Genomic DNA, 20,426 nt, shown 5'->3' on the forward strand with positions numbered 1-20,426 from the left:
ATTCACTTCTTTCTAACTGTTACTTGAGTTCTTGCCATTTTGTCCAAAGCGTTTCATCTCTTTTTATGTAATTTCCGGCATCTCGGTCCATGTATCCGTTCACTATAAATTCTCTGCGAATGGTACAAAAATCTTCATGATACGTCTTTATAAATTCATTGATCTCTCGTTCCGTATAGGACTGATTGTCGTTCAATTGCTGAACTAAATATTCTAACACCACTAATTTTTTCTTCTTTTGAGAGGGGATATTCTTCAAGCGCCCGTCTTTGGTTAAAAATGCGTTCAATACACTTTTTTGATAACTATCTACACTGGTTGTCATTATGATTGTTCCTTTCTTTACAGAAATTGATTGTCCATTTTTCGATGTCTTTAAAGCCTAACCTCTTATAGATACGACCAGCTTCTGGGTTGTCATAAAATAATGTTAGTGTTTTATTTTCTTGAAAAAGGTTATACATCAAGTGTTCTATACAGATGCTTGCCAATCCTTTTCCCTTTTTTGCGGGTAGGGTACAGACACCTGATACCATAGCGGCTACAGATGTCTCACAAACGGTAGATGCTGATGAAACGAACTTTTCATGTTCTCCAATGACGAATATCCTAGACCATCCATTATTCATCTGATCAATAAAAGATTCCGGATTATACTCCCTCTTAAATTCAGGAACTTCTTGATAAAAAGAGATGAGCTGCGGAATTTCTTCTTTGCTTATACATCTGACTGAATCTGAAGAGTTTAGATCTTGCTTGGGATCACATTTTGCATAATAATAACTTTCGCGTTTATCGTAACCGTCGGTAATGTACGGTTCTATCTCTTTCGTTAAGCGTTCAATTCCATTCACTTCTTTTTCATTTGTATCTGTATTGATGATGTCTGCAAACTTCTGTAGATTACATTCCGTTTCCCAATACGGTGTATATTTGTTCTTGAATTTACACAACACAGCGATTAAATCACCTTTGGAATCGAACTGACCCCAAAGCGTCTGAATATCCCCTTCGTACCCATATGATTCTATTCCCCACAACGTAAACAGGTTCTCTGCCGGCTTTTTGCTCAGAAGTTTCATTACGTTCTCATGATCACTTTGATTTAATTTTCTCATATGTTTGTATCCTCAACTTATAGAGATTGGGATTGCCTATTTCGTTCAAAACCTAAATAACGTGTGCCTTGAAAGGTGAGTGTTCCTCTATCACCTTCAACTAACGTGCCGTATTCTTGTGCCTTAACGTGAAACTCCATTCGGTCCCCGCTCTCTACTTCAAATGTGACATAATACCATGTGGAAGCAGACGTATCATTAGAACCACCGGTTACTTCACTCCTTTTCGTAACCACTTCGGCCGCGACGGATAGTACAGGCTGCTTGTTATTGCTGTTCCACTGACTGATTCCTTTCACGATGACAATTACAAAAATACTAATAACGATTACAAAGACAGCACCGATAAAAATGGGAACGATATCAAACATCAGATCTCCGCTGGCGCCGAATCCTGGTTCTTCAAAACCCTCCATAACTTCATCCCTCCCACCCTCTACTTACCATAATATTACATACGAAAGCGAAAAAATAGAAGTTTCAGATTTAACGCCGTTCTTTTACGGTACGTGTTTTTTATTTCTGTTACACGTTCAACGGTAAATGCTCTCTTTCAACCTTTAATAACGGCGCGACCACCGGTAACATGGTAATAACCACCTGAACCAAGTCTCTTTTCACCGATAAATCGCCTCTCACCACCCCAAACACACAAAAAGGACTTCCTTTTCACCAAGGAAGTCCTCATTTTTTCATTATTGAATACTCATCTCTTTGTTTTTGCGAATTTCATAAAGAGCGTTTCTTACTTTTCCAAACTCAGAGGCATGTGGTCGGTCATCTCCATCTCCATAACCGTAATCTACCATTCTATTTCGGTTCAAACATAGCTTTGTAATCTCTGGCTTAAAGAAATCAAACAGCTTGAAACGCTCTTCTAGATGTGAAAATCTCGCTTGGTACGCTTCAATACTGTCTACCAAATGTGACCAGAACGCTTTTTCTTCTATTAAATCGTTACGTACCATAACATTTGACAGATAACGCAGATGACAGATAAAGAGTCCCGTGAAAATAAATTGCGTTAATCCTTCAGGTGGTTCACTTCGTAATACAGCACGCAGCTCTTCTGTAACACCCTCTAACTCTTTGAAAGGCTGATCCGAGATGTTCACGTCATCTACGTAATCTTTTACTGCTAGTCTTTCAGGCTGATAGTCTTTCAAAATTAAAATCGTGTTCTGACCATGCGGCGAAAAGACTGTTCCATATTGATAAAGGAAATGAAGCAACGGCGGCATCACAACACCGAAGAACTTCTTCATCCAATCGTCAGCACTTAACCCAGACTTTTCAATCAGACTTTGTACATAAGGCTTTCCGTTTTCATCAACATGATGAAGTGCAGCAAGTGTGATCGGTTGTTCACCGTCTTTTAAATACGTGTAGATGCTTTCGCGCCAGATTGTTCCTAGCATCTCTAGGTATTGATATGGTGCTCCCTTCAGCTCGCTATAGTGAGGATGATCAACATTAATACTCGCTATCTCTCCTGGAAGGACCACTTCACATTCGTCACGTAAAAAATGGTCTCCTTCAAATATTCCTTTGATGTGCTCTGTAACAAGTGGTGCGATGAGTGTTCGTTCTGACGGAAGTCCTCGATACACGAGTGTATTTAAAATACTCATCGGAAGCTTGACATGAGACTTCAAAGGGTTTGTTACATTTACAAACGTTCGAACAGATTGTTGAGGCAAATAATGATCGGTTCCTTCTTCTAAAGGAACGATCATACCTGTCGCTAGATCCCGAGGGAAATTTTGAATCAATACGTTATTCCACTGCCATTCATGTACCGGCATAAAATAATAATCTAGCGGTAATTTGCCTTTCTCTCTTAAAATCTCATTAAAGCGCTGAACAAGAACACCATCTAGTTCTCTCATTAAAAGTTTTTCATAATGAAGTTCCTGTACAGATTGAAACTGAGCACGATCGCGATGAACGGCAATCCAGAACAGCTTTGTTTCATTCTGATTCTCAGGAGCGTATTTGTTATAGTCATCGAAACCAAAACCGATACGACCTTTGTTATACGTGATCCATGGATGGCCTGACATCTCTCCCTCTAATTCAGCATAATCAAGATCAACCAATTCATCAGATGTTTTTTTATGATTGTTTAGTAGGTTTGCATCAGCAATAAGCGTATGATTCAGTTCTTTAATAAGGTGACCTGCTGTTTCGGATGACATGCCGATCATGGGCTGAATATCCATTAAGAAACGAATCGCATCTGTTGCAGATTTCCATTCACCATTTTCTAACACCTGAATCGATTCTGGATCTACATCGAAGCTTTCAAATAAACGCTTTTGGGCAGCAAAATGATATTTGCGTTCTTCATTCACTGTAAAAACATATCCCTCATCTTCTTGCTCTGGAAAAATCATCTCTTCATACATATATTCTGCAAGCATCTTCGCTAATAAATTTTTGTTCACTTTTTCCCATGTATCTTTTTTTAACATGGACTCTGTTTCATTTATATAAAGCATCTTCTTCCTCCTTATGTATGTGCAATTTTCCTTTGTTTCTTTCTATCGAGTATGTTCCCCATAAGAAAATGAATAAGTGTAGAACGACGAACAAACTAGCATAAGTAAATACGTCTGAAATTGAATGGGTGTTAACGATGGAGGATGCCGCGACTGGGGCTAGCAGCAACCCTACATTTTGAATCGCAGAGATCTTGCTATAGTCTCCATGCATATTCCCACTCCACTTAAAGATAAATACATCTATTTTCGCAAGACACCAGGCCGCCCCTATACCGAACATACATCGGAAAAAGATGAGTCCAATGATACTCGTTTCGATTCCTTGAAGAAACAAACCAACAATGATCATGCTCGCCGCACCAACATAGCCGTACCATCCTAAGCGTTCACTGTATTTTTTTGTGAGCGGCAATGTGACGATTGCCATCAGACTCGGAATCAAGTACAACGAACTGCTCATCATCGTATTCGTGCTGTACACAATTTCCGTGTATGTTGTAAAAAACGGCCGGATCATATTTACTGCAAGATGAAGGGTTAAAACGATGATTCCAAAAAACAAGAATGGAGTTACTAAGCTACGATGATTTGTTTGTTCTAGTTCTACTATTCTGTTTTTGCTTACTTTTCTTAAGAAACGTAGGCTGAAGACTGCCATTAAACATTCAACGATTCCAACGATCCAAAAGATTAATAATGGATGATCCATTTCTATAACCCATCCAGACAAAATCGTCGCTGTGACAATCGCACCTTGCAATACGGCATGATAACTGGCTGCTGCTCCTGTCGTAGAATTTCGATTCTCAGAGATTAGAATGGTATACAACAGAAAGTAGCTGCTCTTAAAGATCAATAGAAGTACACTCGCTGCTACAAACATTTCAAAGCTTGGTGATATCGCCATCAGAAAGCAAGAGATCCCTGTTCCCCATTGTCCTATGATTAATAATGTAGAGCTGTTATTTCTTTTATGGGCGATCAATCCCCAGATGGGAGTAAAGATCACAACGACGAGTCTGCACGTCATAATGTAGAACCCTGTTAGGTCTGGATCATCTATGCCATACACCTTATTAAAAAATTGAGGATAAAAAGGTGATAGCAATACTTCTGTGCATACGAATAGAAAGACACAGCTTAATAAAAACAGGTTTAACGAACGGTTGCTGGCTTCCATGAAGGTTCCGTTCCAAAATTCTGAAACACATTTTTTGTACTAACAGGGTACATTTCTTTCTCAAATAGCGTATTGATAATAACTGCGTTTCTATGTGCGCCAAGGCCAAGGTCTGGAGCACCTACACCGTGAGTATGAAGCTCGCCATTCTGAATAAAGATATGGTTATTTTGAAGTCCCTTTGTCTCCAGTCGATAATCGCTAGTAATCTGATAGCGGTTTTTAGAATCCCACTGAATCTGGTCCTGCATTTTCATTAAGAAATGCGGAAATGATGGAGCATAGCCTGTCCCAAACACGATTACATCAGATTTCAATTCAAACACTTCTCCAGTTACGTTCTGACGAAGTGTAAGCAAGTGAGTATCTTCACTTCTTTCAAGATGAACCAGTTCGGTCATCGCCTGCAGATGGATATCAGGCTTATGTTGTCCAACTGATTTTTCATAAAGCAGATTGTAAATATCAGCGATCGTGTCCATGCTGATCCCTTTGTAGAGAAGGTCTTGCTTTTTCAAAAGCTCATCCTTCTTCGAAGAAGGAAGATTGTAAAAGAAATTTGTATAATCAGGTGAAAAATATTCAAGTCCAAGCTTCGAATATTCCATCGGGAAAAATCCTTTGGATCGTGTAAACCAGTTTAAAGAATATGAGTCATTATCCTGATGCTGTGCCAGATCATAGAACACTTCTGCTGCACTCTGACCAGAACCAACGACTGTCACTGAGTTTGCATTAAGAATCTCTTCTTTTCGATCTAAGTATTGTGAAGAGTGGAAGACTCTTGCACCAAGTTTCTTCTCCATATGAGAAGGTACAGAAGGAATCGTACCGATGCCTACAGCAAGATGCTTTGTATAGTACGTCTCTGTTTCCCCAGTTTCTAAAGACGCTACAATCACTTCGTACACAGAACTATCCGTATCTTCAACCGGTTGAATGTGCTCCACTCCCATACCAAAGCTGCAAGAATCTATCTGACTCGCTACCCAACGGCAATAGTGGTTGTATTCTTTTCTTGGGATATGAAAGTTCTCCAAGAAATAAAAGTGGTACAATCTATTATGTTTCTGCAAATAGTTTAGAAACGTGTATTTGCTTCTCACATTTGCCATACTTACTAAATCCGCAAAGAATGGTACTTGAAGTGTTGTGCCATCGATCAGCATGCCACTATGCCAGTTGAACTCTGTTTTCTTTTCAAAAAAGAGTGCTTTTTTACCTTCTGTTTCATCTAGCATCGCCGCAAGTCCTAGGTTGAATGGACCGATGCCGACACCGATGATGTCATAGATCTCTTTTTGTTGTGATTGTTTGAAAGACATCTTTCCATCTCCTCTCGAACGTATCTCTATGGCAGAACATGAGCATTCCCGTCTTATCCGGCAACTGAATCGCTTTTACTTTTTCAAAGCCGCACTTTTCAAATACATGAATCATCTTTTCATTCCGAATATCAGGTTCAGCGATTACTTTTTCAGTCCCTTTCGATAAAAACTGAAAATGTACGATCGCACGTAATAAAGGAAGTGCGTAACCTTTCCCAAGAAAGAATTCTTCTCCGATCAAAAGATGAATCCCCTGGTCTTTAGGATGTGGATCATAGCACTTTTCCACCACATCTCCTTTTACCCAGTATGCTTCCCAATAGCTCATCGGAACTCCATCTATTAAGCCCAAATATAGCGTTTGGTGCTGATCTGCCAGGAACGTTCTCAAATGCTTTCTGTATGCTTCAAACGAAATATCCAGTTTCCAGTATGGGATCACATACGGTTGCTGCTGCCACTTATGAAGAAGTGAAACATCCCGCTCCAAATCTACTTTTACATACGATAATGTCTTTTGGACCGTGTGATCATAGAAACTAAATTCTGGCTGCATCTGATTTCATCACCTTTTGTAATGGGTTTCGGATCTTCGTGTAGACAGACTGGGTTTCTAGAGAACCAACAAGCTCATCCATATCATGAAAACGAGTAAGTAAGTTTGCTTTGCACGGAAGTTCTTCCGCGTCTAGTAAGCTTCTGATTAAGCCTGACTTTCCGTCTGTTAACGTATCATGGTGCATCAAGCGATGACGCAGTATATCCATAAGGTCTTCTTCCTCGATAAGATTTGCTGCTCCAAAACCGTTGATGAGACCGAATAAGTGATTCATGAAAAAATAATAACGGAAGCGTTCAATCGCGACCTCGTCACTGCAGATCGTTACACTCTTACGGTTAAGGCTTGGAAGCTGTTTAACTAACAAATCAGCCTTTGATTCGCTGTAATAATAGCCTTGATTATCACGGTAATAAAAACGCTTCGGATAGCCATTCTCCAATTGAACGATCGAGTTCTGCTGATGGGCCTCAAGCGCAACACCGTATCTTTCGTACAGCCAGAGCATCGGATCTAGAGTAATTGTTAAATATTGCAAAAACCAATCTTTACTGACTTCTTCTGTCGTTCTGCTCTCCCTTTGAGCGATGTCATGAATGATTGAAGCGATTCTAGAGTTTCCTCCAAAACCGTGGTCCTGACAAAGGCCAGCTATTAAACTCGCATTTTTATCATTATCGTAAAAAGGATTCTCTCTAATCACCACTTCAAACCCTGAAGTCTCTTTATTTGTTGGGATATTTAAGAATGCAGGATCTTTTATGATCTGAAACGATGGATAGATCTCCTGCATCTCTTGTCCGATTTTTGATTGCATAAGTCGAGAAACTTCTACTCCTCTATGCAGTTCTTTTTCAAGATTAACCCGCAGTGAATTCGTAATCTTCACAGGTACAGAGAATTTGAACATATATTTGAAGTTTGGACTGTATACGGAACGCATAGAAGATGTTGCTGAGAATAGCTCACCGAATGGACCTATGTAGCTTAACTTGTTATCTTTGATTAAAGTTTGAACAAATGAATCATTCAATAGAACTTGAACTTGTAAAGGATGAACCGGTATGAAGACAGATTCATCATCGTATTCCACCTGTTTGGTGAATTTCTCATCTCGTTGCAGAAGCATTCTAGTAATCTCTTCCGCCGTCACTTCATCTGCCGTATCCTGATCGATGATGGACTTGTCCGCTTGAAAGAAATGGAGCTGAAACATTCCCTTAAGTTCTGGGGAATAAAGAGATTCATCTTCATCACTCATTCCTTGCTTGCTTTTCGGAGTCGGGTGAAGCAGATGACCAAACAAAAGCGACTGCTCTGCTTCAATGAATGTAAACTCACTGCTCTCTAGACTTTTGGAGTCATCTTCACGTGCTTCTAAGTACCGTTGTATGTTCTTTTTGCTGAGTATTGTCCGCAGCATCAATTCATCTTCTGCATCCTCACGATCTTGTTTTAGCAACAATTCTTTTGAAAGAATAGAGACAAGCGAAATATAATCGAGCGGTATCACGTTTTCATTGTTTTCATAAAGAATAGGAAAATGGTACAGATGTCTGCCTGTTAAAGACCAATGCTTAAGAGCAGCATAGATCGTCGAACGTTGTTTTTTTAGCTCGATCTTTATCCATCTGTTCGGTGTTACCCCACTCCAATTCAAATGATTTACCGCTTCGTAGACTTCTTCAAATGCTTGTGTTTCTCGAAGATAACAGTTTAAGAAGCTCTGTATGCTTGCATTTTCTGCTTGTTGTTTGTGATTTGTCATTGGGTGATCCCCCTGTTTTCGTACTCTAAAGCAAATTGAGAAATGGTATGAAGGATATCTTCAATATCCACGATTGTTGTTCGTGGGTTCAGTAACGTAAATTTTAAGAAGACTTCACCCTTCACTTTTGTTTTTGCGACTAGTGCTGTTCCTGAATGAAGAATTCTTTTGTAAATATACGTATTCACTTCATTTAATGAACCAGTTGCCGCGTCGGAATAACGGAATACAATCGCATTGATCTCTGGATTGATATTACACACTTCAATCTGAGGATTCTTATCCATTACACTCGCTGCCTGTTTCGCAAGATGAAGCGTATAATCAATCATGTTTTCAAAGTTCTTTTCTCCAACGATACGTAATGACATGAAAAGCTTCAACGCGTCAAAACGCCTTGTTGTTTGAACCGATTTGCTCACTAGGTGAACAAGGCCATCTTCTTCATCGTTCTCAGGATTCAAATAATCGGCATGATGTGCGATATAGTGAAAATTTGTTTTTTCTCTTACGAAGAAAGCACCACAGCTGATAGGTTGATAAAACTGCTTATGAAAGTCTATCGTAATGGAATCCGCTTGCTCAATTCCTGCTAACTTATGAAAATGCTTTTTACTCAGAAGTAACGCACCACCGTAGGCTGCGTCAACATGAAGCCACAATCCATGGTTTTGAGCAATAGCAGCAACATCTTGAATCGGATCGATACTTCCAAAATCCGTTGTTCCCGCCGTTGCAACGATACACATCGGGATAAGTCCCCCACTTCTCAAGCGCTCGATCTCTTCTACTAATTTAGCTGTGTTCATCTTTTTACATTCATCCGTTTCAACCGTTACGACTGCCTGTTCTCCTAGCCCTAATTGAAAAGCTGACTTCTTCACGGTAAAGTGAGCATCCTCTGAACATAGAATACGGAGTTTATGAGACTCTGCTGGCAATCCTTGAGCTTTAACATTCCAATTCCATCGTTTATCACAAAAGAAATCGCGAGCGAGTAACAGCCCCATATAGTTCGATTGCGTACCACCACTCGTAAATGTCCCATCTGCTGAAGAAGGAAGGGCAAGCTTGTTACTTACCCATTTGATCAAGCGCTCTTCTAAATAAGTAGCCGTTGAGCTTTGATCCCACGAATCCATAGATTGATTGAGAGTACCGATGATCAATTCAGCTGCGATGGCTGAGATAAGAGGTGGACAATGAAGGTGGCCCATACTCGTCGGATGAGAGACATGTATGCTGTTTCTCACAACCTTTTCCAAAACATCGTTTAAAACCTTTCCAGGTTCCTCTCCATCTTCCGAAATGAGTGTTAGCTCGTTTATTTCTTTCTCGATTTTAGTAGGCTGTACACCGTTAAAAGCATCTGAATTATTCTTATAAAAACCACTTAACAGGTGCTGAGTTTCAAGGATAATGTGTCGAAAACTCTGTACTCCTACTTCACTATCGTTAAGGAAAAAGCGATCAAAATCAGTTGTGTTCATCTAGCACCTCTATTTTATTGCGGCTCTAACCGCATCTGTGAATATTGCGATTACTTCGTCCAGTTGTTCCTCTGTGATGATAAGTGGTGGCAAGAACCTTACAACACTTCCATGCCTTCCACCTACTTCTAGGATTAAGCCCCTATTAAAGCATTCACGTTGAATGCGGCTAGCGAGTTGAGGATTTGCAGCATAGGTTCCTTTTAATCCTGTTGGAATTCGCGGATTCACAATTTCTGCACCTACCATCAATCCTCGTCCTCGCACATCACCGATCTCAGGAATCTCATTTTGCAGGATAGAAAGTTCAAGCATTAGCTTCTCACCAAGTTCAGCAGCATGCTGTGATAAGTTGTTTTGTTTAATATGACGCAGTGTCGCTGTTCCAGCAGCCATCGCCATCTGGTTTCCTCTGAACGTTCCGATATGAGCACCGGGTCCCCATTTATCCAGTTCACGATCATAGATCACAACAGATAATGGCAAGCTTCCTCCGATCGCTTTGGACAGAACGACTACATCCGGCACGATTCCAGCATGTTGAAATGCAAATAGTTCGCCTGTACGTCCGATTCCGGTTTGTACTTCGTCAATGATTAAAGGAATGTTGCGCTCTTTCGTTATGCGGCGGATTTCGCGCAGCCACTCTACTGGTGCCGGGATAGATCCTCCTTCTCCTTGAACGACTTCTAAGATCATGGCAGCTGGAGGAAGTATCCCGCTCTCTGGATCGTATAAAAGATTCTCGATATAGTTAGCACTGATTTTCCACGTGTCTTCTCCACCGATCCCGAACGGACAGCGGTATTCGTACGGATATGGCATAAAGTGTACATCTGGCATCAAGCCTTGTACGTTCTGTTTCGGTCCTAAGTTACCAGAGAGCGCCATCGTTCCATGTGTAGCTCCGTGATAGCCTCCTTGGAAAGAAAGAATGCTTCTTCTTCCTGTTGCCGTTTTTACTAGCTTGATCGCTGCTTCGATCGCATCTCCACCAGTAGGTCCGCAAAATTGAATCTTTGCGCGTTTGGCAAACTCTTCTGGTAGACTATCAAACACTTCACTTACAAACTCCTCTTTTACTGGCGTAGTTAAGTCCAGTGTATGTAAAGGGCGCTTGTCATGAAGCACCTTCTCAATTGCTTCTATGACTACCGGATGATTATGGCCAAGCGCAAGTGTTCCTGCTCCTGCCAAACAATCGATGTATGTTTTCCCATCTGCATCTTTTACATAGATTCCTTCTGCTTCTTCAATGGCAATGGGAATGCGGCGTGGATAAGACCTTGCATTTGATTCTCGTTTTTCTTGTTGTTTTAAGTATTTTTCGTTCATTTCTATTTGTAACATGCTCATGTTTTATTCCTCCTAGTGGATTATCCAACACGTTAGTGAAAATGATTCTCATTATTGATTACATGTATAACCTTAATTGATAATGATTATCATCGTCAATGATAAATTATCCCTAACTTCTTTCCAGTAATTTTTAGCGCTGATACTGACAAGTAGGTCTAAAGACCCTATATCCTACCGTGTTTTTATTCTGTACTAGAGAAGATTCGTTGATAATGGCTATTAATTTTTTTAAGTTTAATGAGACACCTATTGATAACTTCACCTATTCAACAAAAAAAGCGATCAGCCGAGGGCTGATCGCTTCACATATTTTCTATTGTTTATCCAACACATCAATCATACGAAGAGCTACACTTCTACTCGATTGAGGATTCTGTCCTGTAACAAGTGTGCCATCTGTTACGGCGAAATCTTCCCATTTTCCTGCTCGTTGAAACTCCGCTCCTAGTTCACGAAGCTTTGTTTCGAGTAAGAAAGGAACTTCTTTCGTCAGCTGCATCTCTTCTTCCTCTTCATCGGTAAATGCAGTAACTGTTTTTCCTTTTACAATTGGTGTACCGTCTTTAAGCGTTGCCGTTGTAAGTCCAGCAGGGCCATGACAGACACTTCCAATCACTTTGTTAGTTTGTGCCATCTGACTTACTACTTCTTTTAATGCTTCACTCTTCGGAAAATCAAAAACGGTACCATGACCGCCTGGTAGATAGATCGCATCATAACTTGTCGCATCTTCAGGAGTAAGTTCTGCAGTACCTTCCAGCTGTGCCAGTGCTTCTTTATATGTTTCTTTATCTACACCTTCTAAGCTGTTCGGATCTAGCGGAACATCTCCACCTTTAATACTTTTTACTGTAATATCATATCCTTTGTCACGAAACTCGTTGAAAGGAACCGCAAACTCCTCTAACCAGAGCCCTGTCTTGTTATTACCAATGTTTTGATGATTCGTTACGACGATCAATACTCGTTTTGTCATTGTTACACTCCCTTTCATTACAATACGTTTATCATTTTTCCCGAATCTAATGATTTAAAACACAATAAAATCATGAAGGTATCAAAATTAAACGGTGGCTTTGTCGAAAAGCCTATAAACTGATTTTCTGGGCCTATAAACTTTTTCGAAGGACCATAAATTTATCATTAGGGACTATAAATTATTTTGAAGGCTTATAAATGTTTGTTTATGGCCTATCAATACCAATCCACAAAAAAAGCCTTCCTAACAACAGGAAGACTTTCACTCATTTTATTCAAACTGTTTATAAAACTCCGGATCATCAGGGTCTGCCCCGTTACGTTTGTCTTGATTTAGTGCAGAGATACGCGTCATATCCTCATTTGATAATTCAAAGTCAAAGAGTTCAATATTTTCTTCGATCCTATGCTGCGTTACCGATTTAGGTATCGTAACCACACCGTTTTGAAGATCCCAGCGTAAAATAATTTGAGCAACTGATTTATTGTATTTATCAGCAAGCTCTACCAAGGTTGGTTCCTCAAAGATCTCTCCTTTTAAAAGAGGTCTCCATGCTTCTAGTTGGATACCCTGCTCTTTACAGAACGCCAACAATTTTTCCTGGGACAAGCGAGGGTGGTATTCCACTTGGTTCACCATTGGCTTGATCTCTGCTTCTCTCATCAGATCTTCAAGATGATGCTGCTTGAAATTACTTACACCGATCGCTTTAACTCTTCCCTCATTATAAATTTTCTCTAGAGCTTTCCAAGTTTCTTTATACTTTCCTGGAACTGGCCAGTGGATCAGGTATAGATCCACATAATCTAACCCTAGTCTTTCTAGACTGGCATCGAAGGCTGCTAAGGTTTTTTCGTAGCCTTGGTCAGTGTTCCAAACTTTAGTTGTAATAAAAATTTCTTCTCTTGGGACGTTTGATTCAGCGATCGCCTGACCGACACCTGTTTCATTGTCATATAAACTTGCCGTATCAATGCTTCGATAACCTGCATCGAGCGCCCACTTTATGGACTGGATGACTTCATCACCATCTTCAGCTTTGTAGACTCCTAGCCCGACCCATGGCATTTGAACACCATTATGTAGAACTGCACGATCATGAATACTGCTTGGCATAATGAATCCCTCCTTGTTCACATTGTGGCACAATCTTTATGAAAGTTAAAAACATTATACTCTTTGAAGTTTATCTGCTGTTTCTGCTAAACGTTCATGAGCATTATCTAATATCGTAGATTCACTCCATGTGAATCCATCGTTTTCATATCTCGGAATCACATGCATATGAAAATGAGTGAGATCACTAAACTTCCCCCCATTTTGGTTGATCGTAATTCCATCAGGATTAAAACTGTTCTCTAGCTTCTTCGATATGTATTTAGCTGCTTCCATTACAGCGTTCATCTCTTCATTCGTTAGCTCAGTCAATTCCTTCACATGTCTTTTGGGAACGATTAACGTGTGTCCTTCGTTAAAAGGATCAATATCTAGAAAACATGTAACCCACTCATCTTCATAAACCGTATGTATGGGTAAAACTTTATTCGCTAGTTCACATCCTAAACAACTCATCCTAGATCCATCCTTTCAGCCTGGCCAATAATAATCCGTGTGCAAGTTCACTATCTTTCCAAAGCCCTTGCTCAATGTTACGAAACGCTCGATCTACAGGAATGTGAAAGGCTTGAATGGTCGCTTCTTTTTTCTCTAGCATTTGAGATCTGTATTCTACAATATCGTTTGTAAAATAAACATGGGTAACGGTATTACTCAAACACGCGCTAGGCTGGATACTACCTAAGAAAACCGTTTCTCCACACACAATGCCCGTTTCTTCAAGCAGTTCCCTTTTTGCCGCCTCCATCGCATCTTCATTCTCGTTCATTCCACCACCTGGTAGTTGAATGATAACTTGATCTACCGCAGCTCGATATTGGCTGATCAATATGAGAGAATCATTCTCTAGAGCAACCATTACGGCGGCTTCATAAGGAATCTCTTTTAGCGTAATACTTCCAAATTCATCCTCAAACACTTCAATCTCTTTATCTCTGCTCTGATATACAAGTTCTTTTTTCAAGATTACCCCACCCTTTTACACCAGTTTCCCCTTAACATTATCCAAACTTGGAAACATTTTCAACTATGAGATCACTGGTAATCACATCCAGTTAATATTTAAATAAATAGTGGAAATAATTTCTAGTGAGTTGGTAGAATATTGATATGGGAACTTTATCTCGATTCTTTCGTATTACGTCTAACTAGCTACGGAGGAGATTGCATTGAAAAAGAAAATCGGAATAACTTTTATTATACTTTCGTTCGTTCTGTGGATTCTAATACCGGTCATACCTTTCTTATCATTTAGTGCAGCCGTTAAAACAGCCATCGTGAGTGGATTATTTATCGGTGGAGAAGTTTTCTTCTGGCTCGGTGCGCTATTAGCAGGAAAAGATATAGTAAAAAACTTCATTCAAAAGTATTGGAGAAGAGGCAAAAAAGACGAGGATCCCTCTTAAAAGATTTGACGATCAATGAGGTTCTAATGAAAATAGCAGAATCATTAAAGTAGGTGAAGAAATGGAAGAACTGCTTCTAGGCTTTATTTACACATTCTTGATAGTAATTACGTTTGAAACATTGTTTACTAAAATACTAAATAAAGGTGTGAAGCATTCTGCCAAAAGAATTGTTGTTCTTGCACTCCAGTGCTTGGTCATCACTTGGATTCTTTATCAAATGTACACATAAAGCCCGTCAGCTATAGCTGTACAGGCTTTTTTCGTTGAACCCTAAATGGAACGGCTGCTGACTTTAAGATGAGAAAGCTAGAGATCAAGTATAGAATTGATGCGATATAGAATAAACTTCCGATCGTCAAAAAATCGATCAGATACCCTGTTAACATGACCGCGATCGCTCCCCATACACTTGTCCAAAGGTGATAGCTTCCGATCTTTTTCCCTGCTTGCACGCCATTCGACTGCCGAGCCAAGACGGTTTTTTCCGAAGTTTTTTGTACCGCACCTAAAATCCCCATTACAATTTGGACGAGATAAAGAGCAGTAACCGTTTCAATGATCGGTATAATCAGCATGATTCCAGCCATACCCCATGTATGCACCAGAATGAAGGTGCGGTCACCTAGTCGATCAGAGAGCCTGCCAATGATAGGATGAACAAGCGCGCCGGTCAATGCAAACAATCCGTAAGCTAATCCGAACTGCGAGTAGCTGTCACCGATGTTACGAATAAGAAGCAGGTAGAAGGGAAAGACCATCGAGCTTGCTGTCATTAAAAGGCTTTGTGCTGTTACAAATGTACGATAATTCATTGTGCATACACCTCATAGAAAAGATTTTTGAACCGCTCATCGGGATCGAGTTCCCGCTTTTTCTGAAAGAACTCATCGATACGGGGATATGCTTGTTTTAGTTGTTTCTTTGTCGGATATGAATAATAAGGTAAGTAATAGCTTCCATCGTGATCTAGCGTTACGTCAATCATCTTCTGAATGATCTTCTCGGTTCTTCTTATCTCTTTTTGAGAACGGCCTTGATTGATCAATAGTACAAGAGCAAACATATCATCCTTCGCATAAGACAACACGGCATCCTCATCATGCTCGACGTACCGAATCGTAATATTTAACAGGTTCAGATCCTCTTTTTCTAACACCTTTCTAAGATCGTCAATATAAGAAGCAAACTCATCAACAGGTACAAAATATTCTTGTAGCACTTCTGTTCGATTGGCGTTTTCATATTCCATGAACGTACTATCTGATCTCATTACATTATTTCTTGATTGATAGCTGCCATTGCTATTTTGAAAGTGTTTCTTTTGCGTCTCCCAAAATACATCTTTCCCCCAATCACTATAACGAGACATGCCTAACATAAACTTTGGAAGTGCGACTTTTTCTTCTTCATTTAACGTTGAGAATCTAGTTAACTTCTTTTGATCATCTGCTAATACATAGTCCGTCACATACATTTCTTTTAAAAAGGTCTTAGGTGCTACAGATAAGCGAGCAAGGTGCATCTTAACTTGCTCATCGTTCTGAACGTTACTCTTAAAATGCTCTTCGTATGCTTTGTAATCCATTGTGGATATACGTTGTTCATACAGTTCATCCTCAGCCAATTGCAATGTGACATCGAGTATGACTCCAAAAAGACCGTAACCACCTATTACATATGAAAAATATTCACTGTTCTCATCACGACTCACAGAAATGATCTCTCCATCTGGTTTTAACAAGCGAAAAGAATCCACAGTATCGATCAGTGAACCATATCTGATATCCCGCCCGTGAACGTTGACACTAAGGGCGCCACCAACAGTAAATATATTTTGTGACTGCATAACTTGAATGGATAGACCGTACGGATTAATCTTCTTCTGAATATCAGCCCATGTCACACCACTTTGAACCGTTATCGTTTTTTCTTTTGGGTTGAAATTCAGGATTTCGTTATAACTTTTCATATCAAGCAGCGTTCCGTTTGGATAGACCGTATGCCCACCCTGACTATGTTGCAATCCAGCGATGGAGATCGTCTTTTCTTTTCTCACCCAATTCTGCAGCTCCTCAGTAGATTGCGTGCTCTTAACTTCTTTCATCCTTGTAGGTAGAAGCTTTCCCACATCTTCGATGACAACTGTTTTCTGTTGAAGTGAATGGATAGAGGTACTCGTATAAAAAGCGATCCCATATAATGAGATTCCAATTAATAAATATTTCCCTTTCATTACATCACCCCTTTTCAAAAGTGTAATTTTACACTTTTATTATAAAATGAAACAATCAGGAATGACAATATGTTTTTAGAGCAGTCTTTTAAATTTTTTTAAGAAAATAATTTAGACGCCTCTCTATCATAAAAATGGTGATTCGTACAAGCACTCTTTGAAGCATTTCATATAGTAATAGTGGGGGTGATACGATTGGGTAAAAAAAGAAAAGAACTATTAGAAGCATTTAATTCTCTAGGTGCGAACGGCACAGAGACTGAAGCTGAAGTGACTGCTGAAAACGGTACTGAGGCTGGTACTGTTGAAGCTTTACGCTCTCTTTTGGGTGATGGTCTAAAACGCAAGAAGTCTAAGAAAGCTCCTGCTGTAAAGTCTAAAAAGTCTTCTAAGAAATCCAAGAAGTCTAACGGGAATGATTCCGGCGGAAATGCTGGTGAAATTCCTGGTGGAACTGCTCCTGACAGCTGTTGGGAATAACCTTTAGAATATAAAAAAGCTCCCTTGTGTAAGGGAGCTTTTTCATGAACGTATTTTCAACTCAAAACTTTTGTGGAAACATTTTGTTTTAGATAAGTAAGTGTTGCAGCTCCCAAAAGACTGGCCGCAATTAATAAAGCATCTTCATTAATCTTGAACTTCGGATGGTGATGCGGAAATACTTCTTCCCATGAATCATCAAGAGCTCCTGTAAAAAAGAACGTGCCTGGCACTCTCTCTAAGTAGTAGGAATAATCTTCTCCACCCATCTGCGGTTCGATTTCTTCAAGTTCTAGAACACCTGGCACTTTTCTTGCAACATCAACAACAAACTCTGTGTCATCTTTATGGTTTACAACTGCTGGATATCCACGTTTGAATACATATTCATAGGAAGCATCTGATGCAAGACATGTACCTTTTGCAATGCGGTCGATCTCTTGCTCGATGGCAACACGAACTTCTTCCTTAAATGTGCGAACCGTTCCTGTTAGCTTTGCTGTATCTGCGATAACGTTGAACGCATTCTTCGCTTCAAACGCACCAACAGATACGACAGCTGCATCAAGTGGATTAACTCTGCGGCTCACGATTTGCTGAAGATTTGAAACAAGCTGGGCTCCAATAACAATGCTGTCTTTTGTTTTATGAGGCTGTGCTCCGTGTCCACCTTTTCCTTGAACTTTTATCGTGAACGAATCGGCTGCAGCCATAACAGGACCTGTTCGATAACCGATTGTCCCAGTTGGCATCGTTGCCCAAAGGTGTGTTCCGTAGATAACGTCCACTCCATCAAGGCACCCATCTTCGATCATTGCAATAGCTCCACCAGGGGCAAGTTCTTCGGCATGCTGATGGATAAATACGATCGTCCCTTCCACTTCTTCCTTCAGCTCTGTTAGAACTTTTGCGAGTACGAGTAGCGATGCTGTGTGACCGTCATGCCCGCACGCATGCATAACACCAGGTACTTTCGATTTGTATGGAGAATCATTTTCTTCCTGAATCGGAAGTGCATCAAAATCTGCTCGAAGTGCCACTGTTTTACCAGGCTTTCCACCTTTCAACTTTGCAACAACACCTCGACCACCTACCCCAGTTCGCACCTCTAAACCTAATGCCTCATGATACGATGCAATAAAGGCTGGTGTTTCAACTTCTTCAAATGACAGTTCTGGATTTTGGTGAAGATGTCTGCGTATCTCCACCATTTCATCTTGATAGTTTGCCAGACGGCTAAATAATTGTTCCATTCCAGTTCACTCCTCTTATAATCTACATTTTTATATATTCGCCAGGTCCTAGCGGAAGTCCTAGCACGTACCATACAGTAAATAATAGACACCAAAAAATCGTATAAGCGATCGTGTAAGGCAGTAAGGAGGATATTAAAGTCCCCATCCCCATACTCTTATCAAACTTTTTCGCAAAAGTTAGTAAAATAGCAAAATAGGCAAGCATCGGAGTGATCGTGTTCGTTATTGAATCACCGATCCGATAGGCCATCTGTGTAAATGCAGGACTATAATCTAAAGCCATGAACATCGGAACAAATACCGGTCCTAAAATAGCCCATTTTGCTGATGAACTAGCGATGAGTAAGTTTACTAGCGCTGTAAAAAGAATGAATGCGATCAATAGTGGAAGTCCTGTAAATCCTGATTCTTTTAAGAAATCAGCACCTGTTATCGCGATGATCGAACCTAAGTTACTCCAACTAAAATAAGCGATCATCTGGGCTGCAATAAAAGCAAGCACAATATAGTACCCCATACCGCTCATCGCTTTTGTTAAGTGTTCAGCTACGTCTTTATCGTTTTTTAAGACCTTAGATCCAAATCCATAAGCCATTGCTGGAATGAAAAAGAAAAGAAGCATGATCGGAACCAAGGAATCCATAAATGGAGAATCGATAAGCTCACCTGTTTTAGCATGTCGAAGCATAGCGCCTTTTGGCACGGTCACAAGTAGAATGATAGTTGTGTAGATGAATAGTGAGATCGTTGCCCACTTTAAGCCTCTTCTCTCTTCTGAAGTTAGAGCTTGTTTCTTCACTTCAAGATCATCAGGAACTTGGTATTCTCCGAGACGTGGTTCTACAATCTTCGTTGTTACCCAAACGGCTACTGGTAACAGTACAAAGGTTGAGGCAAGCATGAAGTAGTAATTCATCGCAGGGTTTGCTGTATACGTTTTATCTTGGAGGTGAGCGGCAGATTCTGTGAATCCAGCAAGCATCACATCAAGCATACTGATAATAATATTTGCACTAAATCCGCCAGCAACTGCTGCATAAGCTGCTGCAAGCCCAGCAATCGGATGACGACCAAGCGTAAGAAATACCATGGCTGCAACAGGAGGAAGTACGATTAAAGCAGCATCAGCGGCTGCGTTTCCTACGATTCCAATGAAGATGATGATCGGTAAGATGAGTGCTTTCGGTGAGGCGAGTACGACTCTGCGCATAAATGCTGAGATCAATCCTGTTGATTCAGCTAGACCGACTCCAAGCATAACAACGAGCACGAGGCCGAGCGGCGGGAAGTTCACAAAGTTACTGACAAGTTCACTCAGCATTCGTATGATTCCTTCTTCGTTCAGAAGATTGACTGCTGTGATTTTTTCATTATTGGCCGGATTCACAGCACTCCATCCTGCTACTCCTGCTATGAATGAACCTATCAAGATTACGGCCGTGATGATGACAAACAAAGTAAGAACATCCGGTAGTTTGTTTCCGTTCTTCTCTACCCAGTCCAACACTTTATGAAATAAATTCTTTTTGCTGTTACCTGGATCTGGTGAATTTGCTGAAGGTACTGCTTTCAAGGCTGAACGTGACATGGATATCCTCCCTCTGTTATTAATTTTCAGAAAAATTTTAAATTTCTTCACATTCTACC

The 20,426-nt window shown here is 40.2% G+C and carries 21 protein-coding genes; 3 read left to right on the forward strand and 18 right to left on the reverse strand.

All coding sequences use genetic code 11. The annotated features are described in order from the left end of the window. Nucleotides 1-19 precede the first annotated feature (19 nt). From FS458_RS15875 to FS458_RS15940, 14 genes are all read right to left on the reverse strand, one after another. A complete protein-coding gene (locus FS458_RS15875) occupies nt 20-325 on the reverse strand; it encodes a DUF2087 domain-containing protein (RefSeq protein WP_144702394.1) in 306 nt (101 codons plus the stop codon). Further along, nucleotides 306-1,118: a GNAT family N-acetyltransferase gene (locus FS458_RS15880; protein WP_144702396.1), complete on the reverse strand. Its 813-nt coding sequence runs from the start codon at nt 1,116-1,118 to the stop codon at nt 306-308. The genes FS458_RS15875 and FS458_RS15880 overlap by 20 nt, the downstream gene beginning before the upstream one ends. A 17-nt stretch (nt 1,119-1,135) precedes the next feature. Beyond that, nucleotides 1,136-1,534: a DUF2500 domain-containing protein gene (locus FS458_RS15885; protein ID WP_144702398.1), complete on the reverse strand. Its 399-nt coding sequence runs from the start codon at nt 1,532-1,534 to the stop codon at nt 1,136-1,138. Nucleotides 1,535-1,813: 279 nt separating this feature from the next. Continuing rightward, nucleotides 1,814-3,619 carry an IucA/IucC family protein gene (locus FS458_RS15890; protein WP_144702400.1) on the reverse strand — a complete coding sequence of 602 codons (1,806 nt, stop codon included), beginning with the start codon at nt 3,617-3,619 and terminating at the stop codon, nt 1,814-1,816. Further along, complete coding sequence (locus FS458_RS15895; protein WP_144702402.1) at nt 3,603-4,802, reverse strand: MFS transporter; 1,200 nt, start codon at nt 4,800-4,802, stop codon at nt 3,603-3,605. The genes FS458_RS15890 and FS458_RS15895 overlap by 17 nt, the downstream gene beginning before the upstream one ends. Further along, nucleotides 4,778-6,127 (reverse strand): lysine N(6)-hydroxylase/L-ornithine N(5)-oxygenase family protein, encoded by a 1,350-nt coding sequence (locus FS458_RS15900; RefSeq protein ID WP_144702404.1) that lies wholly within the window; start codon nt 6,125-6,127, stop codon nt 4,778-4,780. The genes FS458_RS15895 and FS458_RS15900 overlap by 25 nt, the downstream gene beginning before the upstream one ends. Next, complete coding sequence (locus FS458_RS15905; RefSeq protein WP_144702406.1) at nt 6,090-6,686, reverse strand: GNAT family N-acetyltransferase; 597 nt, start codon at nt 6,684-6,686, stop codon at nt 6,090-6,092. The genes FS458_RS15900 and FS458_RS15905 overlap by 38 nt, the downstream gene beginning before the upstream one ends. Then, nucleotides 6,670-8,457, reverse strand: a complete 1,788-nt coding sequence (locus FS458_RS15910; protein WP_144702407.1) for an IucA/IucC family protein — start codon at nt 8,455-8,457, stop codon at nt 6,670-6,672. Before FS458_RS15910 ends, FS458_RS15905 begins: the two co-directional genes overlap by 17 nt. After that, nucleotides 8,454-9,947 (reverse strand): pyridoxal phosphate-dependent decarboxylase family protein, encoded by a 1,494-nt coding sequence (locus tag FS458_RS15915; protein WP_144702409.1) that lies wholly within the window; start codon nt 9,945-9,947, stop codon nt 8,454-8,456. The genes FS458_RS15910 and FS458_RS15915 overlap by 4 nt, the downstream gene beginning before the upstream one ends. Nucleotides 9,948-9,956: 9 nt before the next feature. Continuing rightward, complete coding sequence (locus FS458_RS15920; RefSeq protein WP_144702411.1) at nt 9,957-11,303, reverse strand: aspartate aminotransferase family protein; 1,347 nt, start codon at nt 11,301-11,303, stop codon at nt 9,957-9,959. Nucleotides 11,304-11,619: 316 nt separating this feature from the next. Further along, nucleotides 11,620-12,282, reverse strand: a complete 663-nt coding sequence (locus FS458_RS15925) for a type 1 glutamine amidotransferase domain-containing protein (RefSeq protein WP_144702413.1) — start codon at nt 12,280-12,282, stop codon at nt 11,620-11,622. Nucleotides 12,283-12,555: 273 nt separating this feature from the next. Continuing rightward, a complete protein-coding gene (locus tag FS458_RS15930; protein ID WP_144702415.1) occupies nt 12,556-13,401 on the reverse strand; it encodes an aldo/keto reductase in 846 nt (281 codons plus the stop codon). A 54-nt stretch (nt 13,402-13,455) separates the two neighbouring features. Continuing rightward, nucleotides 13,456-13,857, reverse strand: coding sequence for an HIT family protein (locus FS458_RS15935; RefSeq protein WP_144702417.1), 402 nt, complete (start codon nt 13,855-13,857; stop codon nt 13,456-13,458). Nucleotide 13,858: 1 nt separating this feature from the next. After that, a complete protein-coding gene (locus tag FS458_RS15940; protein ID WP_144702419.1) occupies nt 13,859-14,365 on the reverse strand; it encodes an NUDIX hydrolase in 507 nt (168 codons plus the stop codon). A gap of 205 nt (nt 14,366-14,570) precedes the next feature. Between FS458_RS15940 and FS458_RS15945 the strand changes: the two genes are divergently transcribed. Further along, the gene (locus FS458_RS15945; protein WP_186320583.1) at nt 14,571-14,807 is read left to right on the forward strand and encodes a transporter suffix domain-containing protein; all 237 of its coding nucleotides are present in this window, start codon (nt 14,571-14,573) and stop codon (nt 14,805-14,807) included. 61 nt (nt 14,808-14,868) lie between these two features. Then, on the forward strand, nt 14,869-15,039 hold the full coding sequence (locus FS458_RS20810) for a hypothetical protein (protein ID WP_186320584.1): 171 nt from the start codon (nt 14,869-14,871) through the stop codon (nt 15,037-15,039). Between the two features lie 10 nt (nt 15,040-15,049). Here FS458_RS20810 and FS458_RS15950 read toward each other — a convergent pair whose 3' ends face one another. Continuing rightward, on the reverse strand, nt 15,050-15,622 hold the full coding sequence (locus tag FS458_RS15950; RefSeq protein WP_144702423.1) for an MFS transporter: 573 nt from the start codon (nt 15,620-15,622) through the stop codon (nt 15,050-15,052). Then, the gene (locus FS458_RS15955; RefSeq protein ID WP_144702426.1) at nt 15,619-17,043 is read right to left on the reverse strand and encodes an FAD-binding oxidoreductase; all 1,425 of its coding nucleotides are present in this window, start codon (nt 17,041-17,043) and stop codon (nt 15,619-15,621) included. Before FS458_RS15955 ends, FS458_RS15950 begins: the two co-directional genes overlap by 4 nt. 195 nt (nt 17,044-17,238) lie before the next feature. On the opposite strand from FS458_RS15955, the gene FS458_RS15960 reads away from it, so the two are divergent. Beyond that, the gene (locus FS458_RS15960) at nt 17,239-17,523 is read left to right on the forward strand and encodes a hypothetical protein (protein ID WP_144702429.1); all 285 of its coding nucleotides are present in this window, start codon (nt 17,239-17,241) and stop codon (nt 17,521-17,523) included. Nucleotides 17,524-17,579: 56 nt separating this feature from the next. On the opposite strand, the gene FS458_RS15965 is transcribed toward FS458_RS15960, so the two are convergent. Both FS458_RS15965 and FS458_RS15970 read right to left on the reverse strand, forming a co-directional pair. Further along, nucleotides 17,580-18,776, reverse strand: coding sequence for a M20 family metallopeptidase (locus FS458_RS15965; protein WP_144702432.1), 1,197 nt, complete (start codon nt 18,774-18,776; stop codon nt 17,580-17,582). 22 nt (nt 18,777-18,798) lie between these two features. Beyond that, a complete protein-coding gene (locus FS458_RS15970; protein ID WP_144702435.1) occupies nt 18,799-20,367 on the reverse strand; it encodes an AbgT family transporter in 1,569 nt (522 codons plus the stop codon). Between the last annotated feature and the right edge of the window lie 59 nt (nt 20,368-20,426).

Source organism: Fictibacillus phosphorivorans, assembly GCF_007673525.1.
In the GTDB taxonomy this organism is placed as follows: Bacteria; Bacillota; Bacilli; order Bacillales; family Fictibacillaceae; genus Fictibacillus; species Fictibacillus phosphorivorans_C.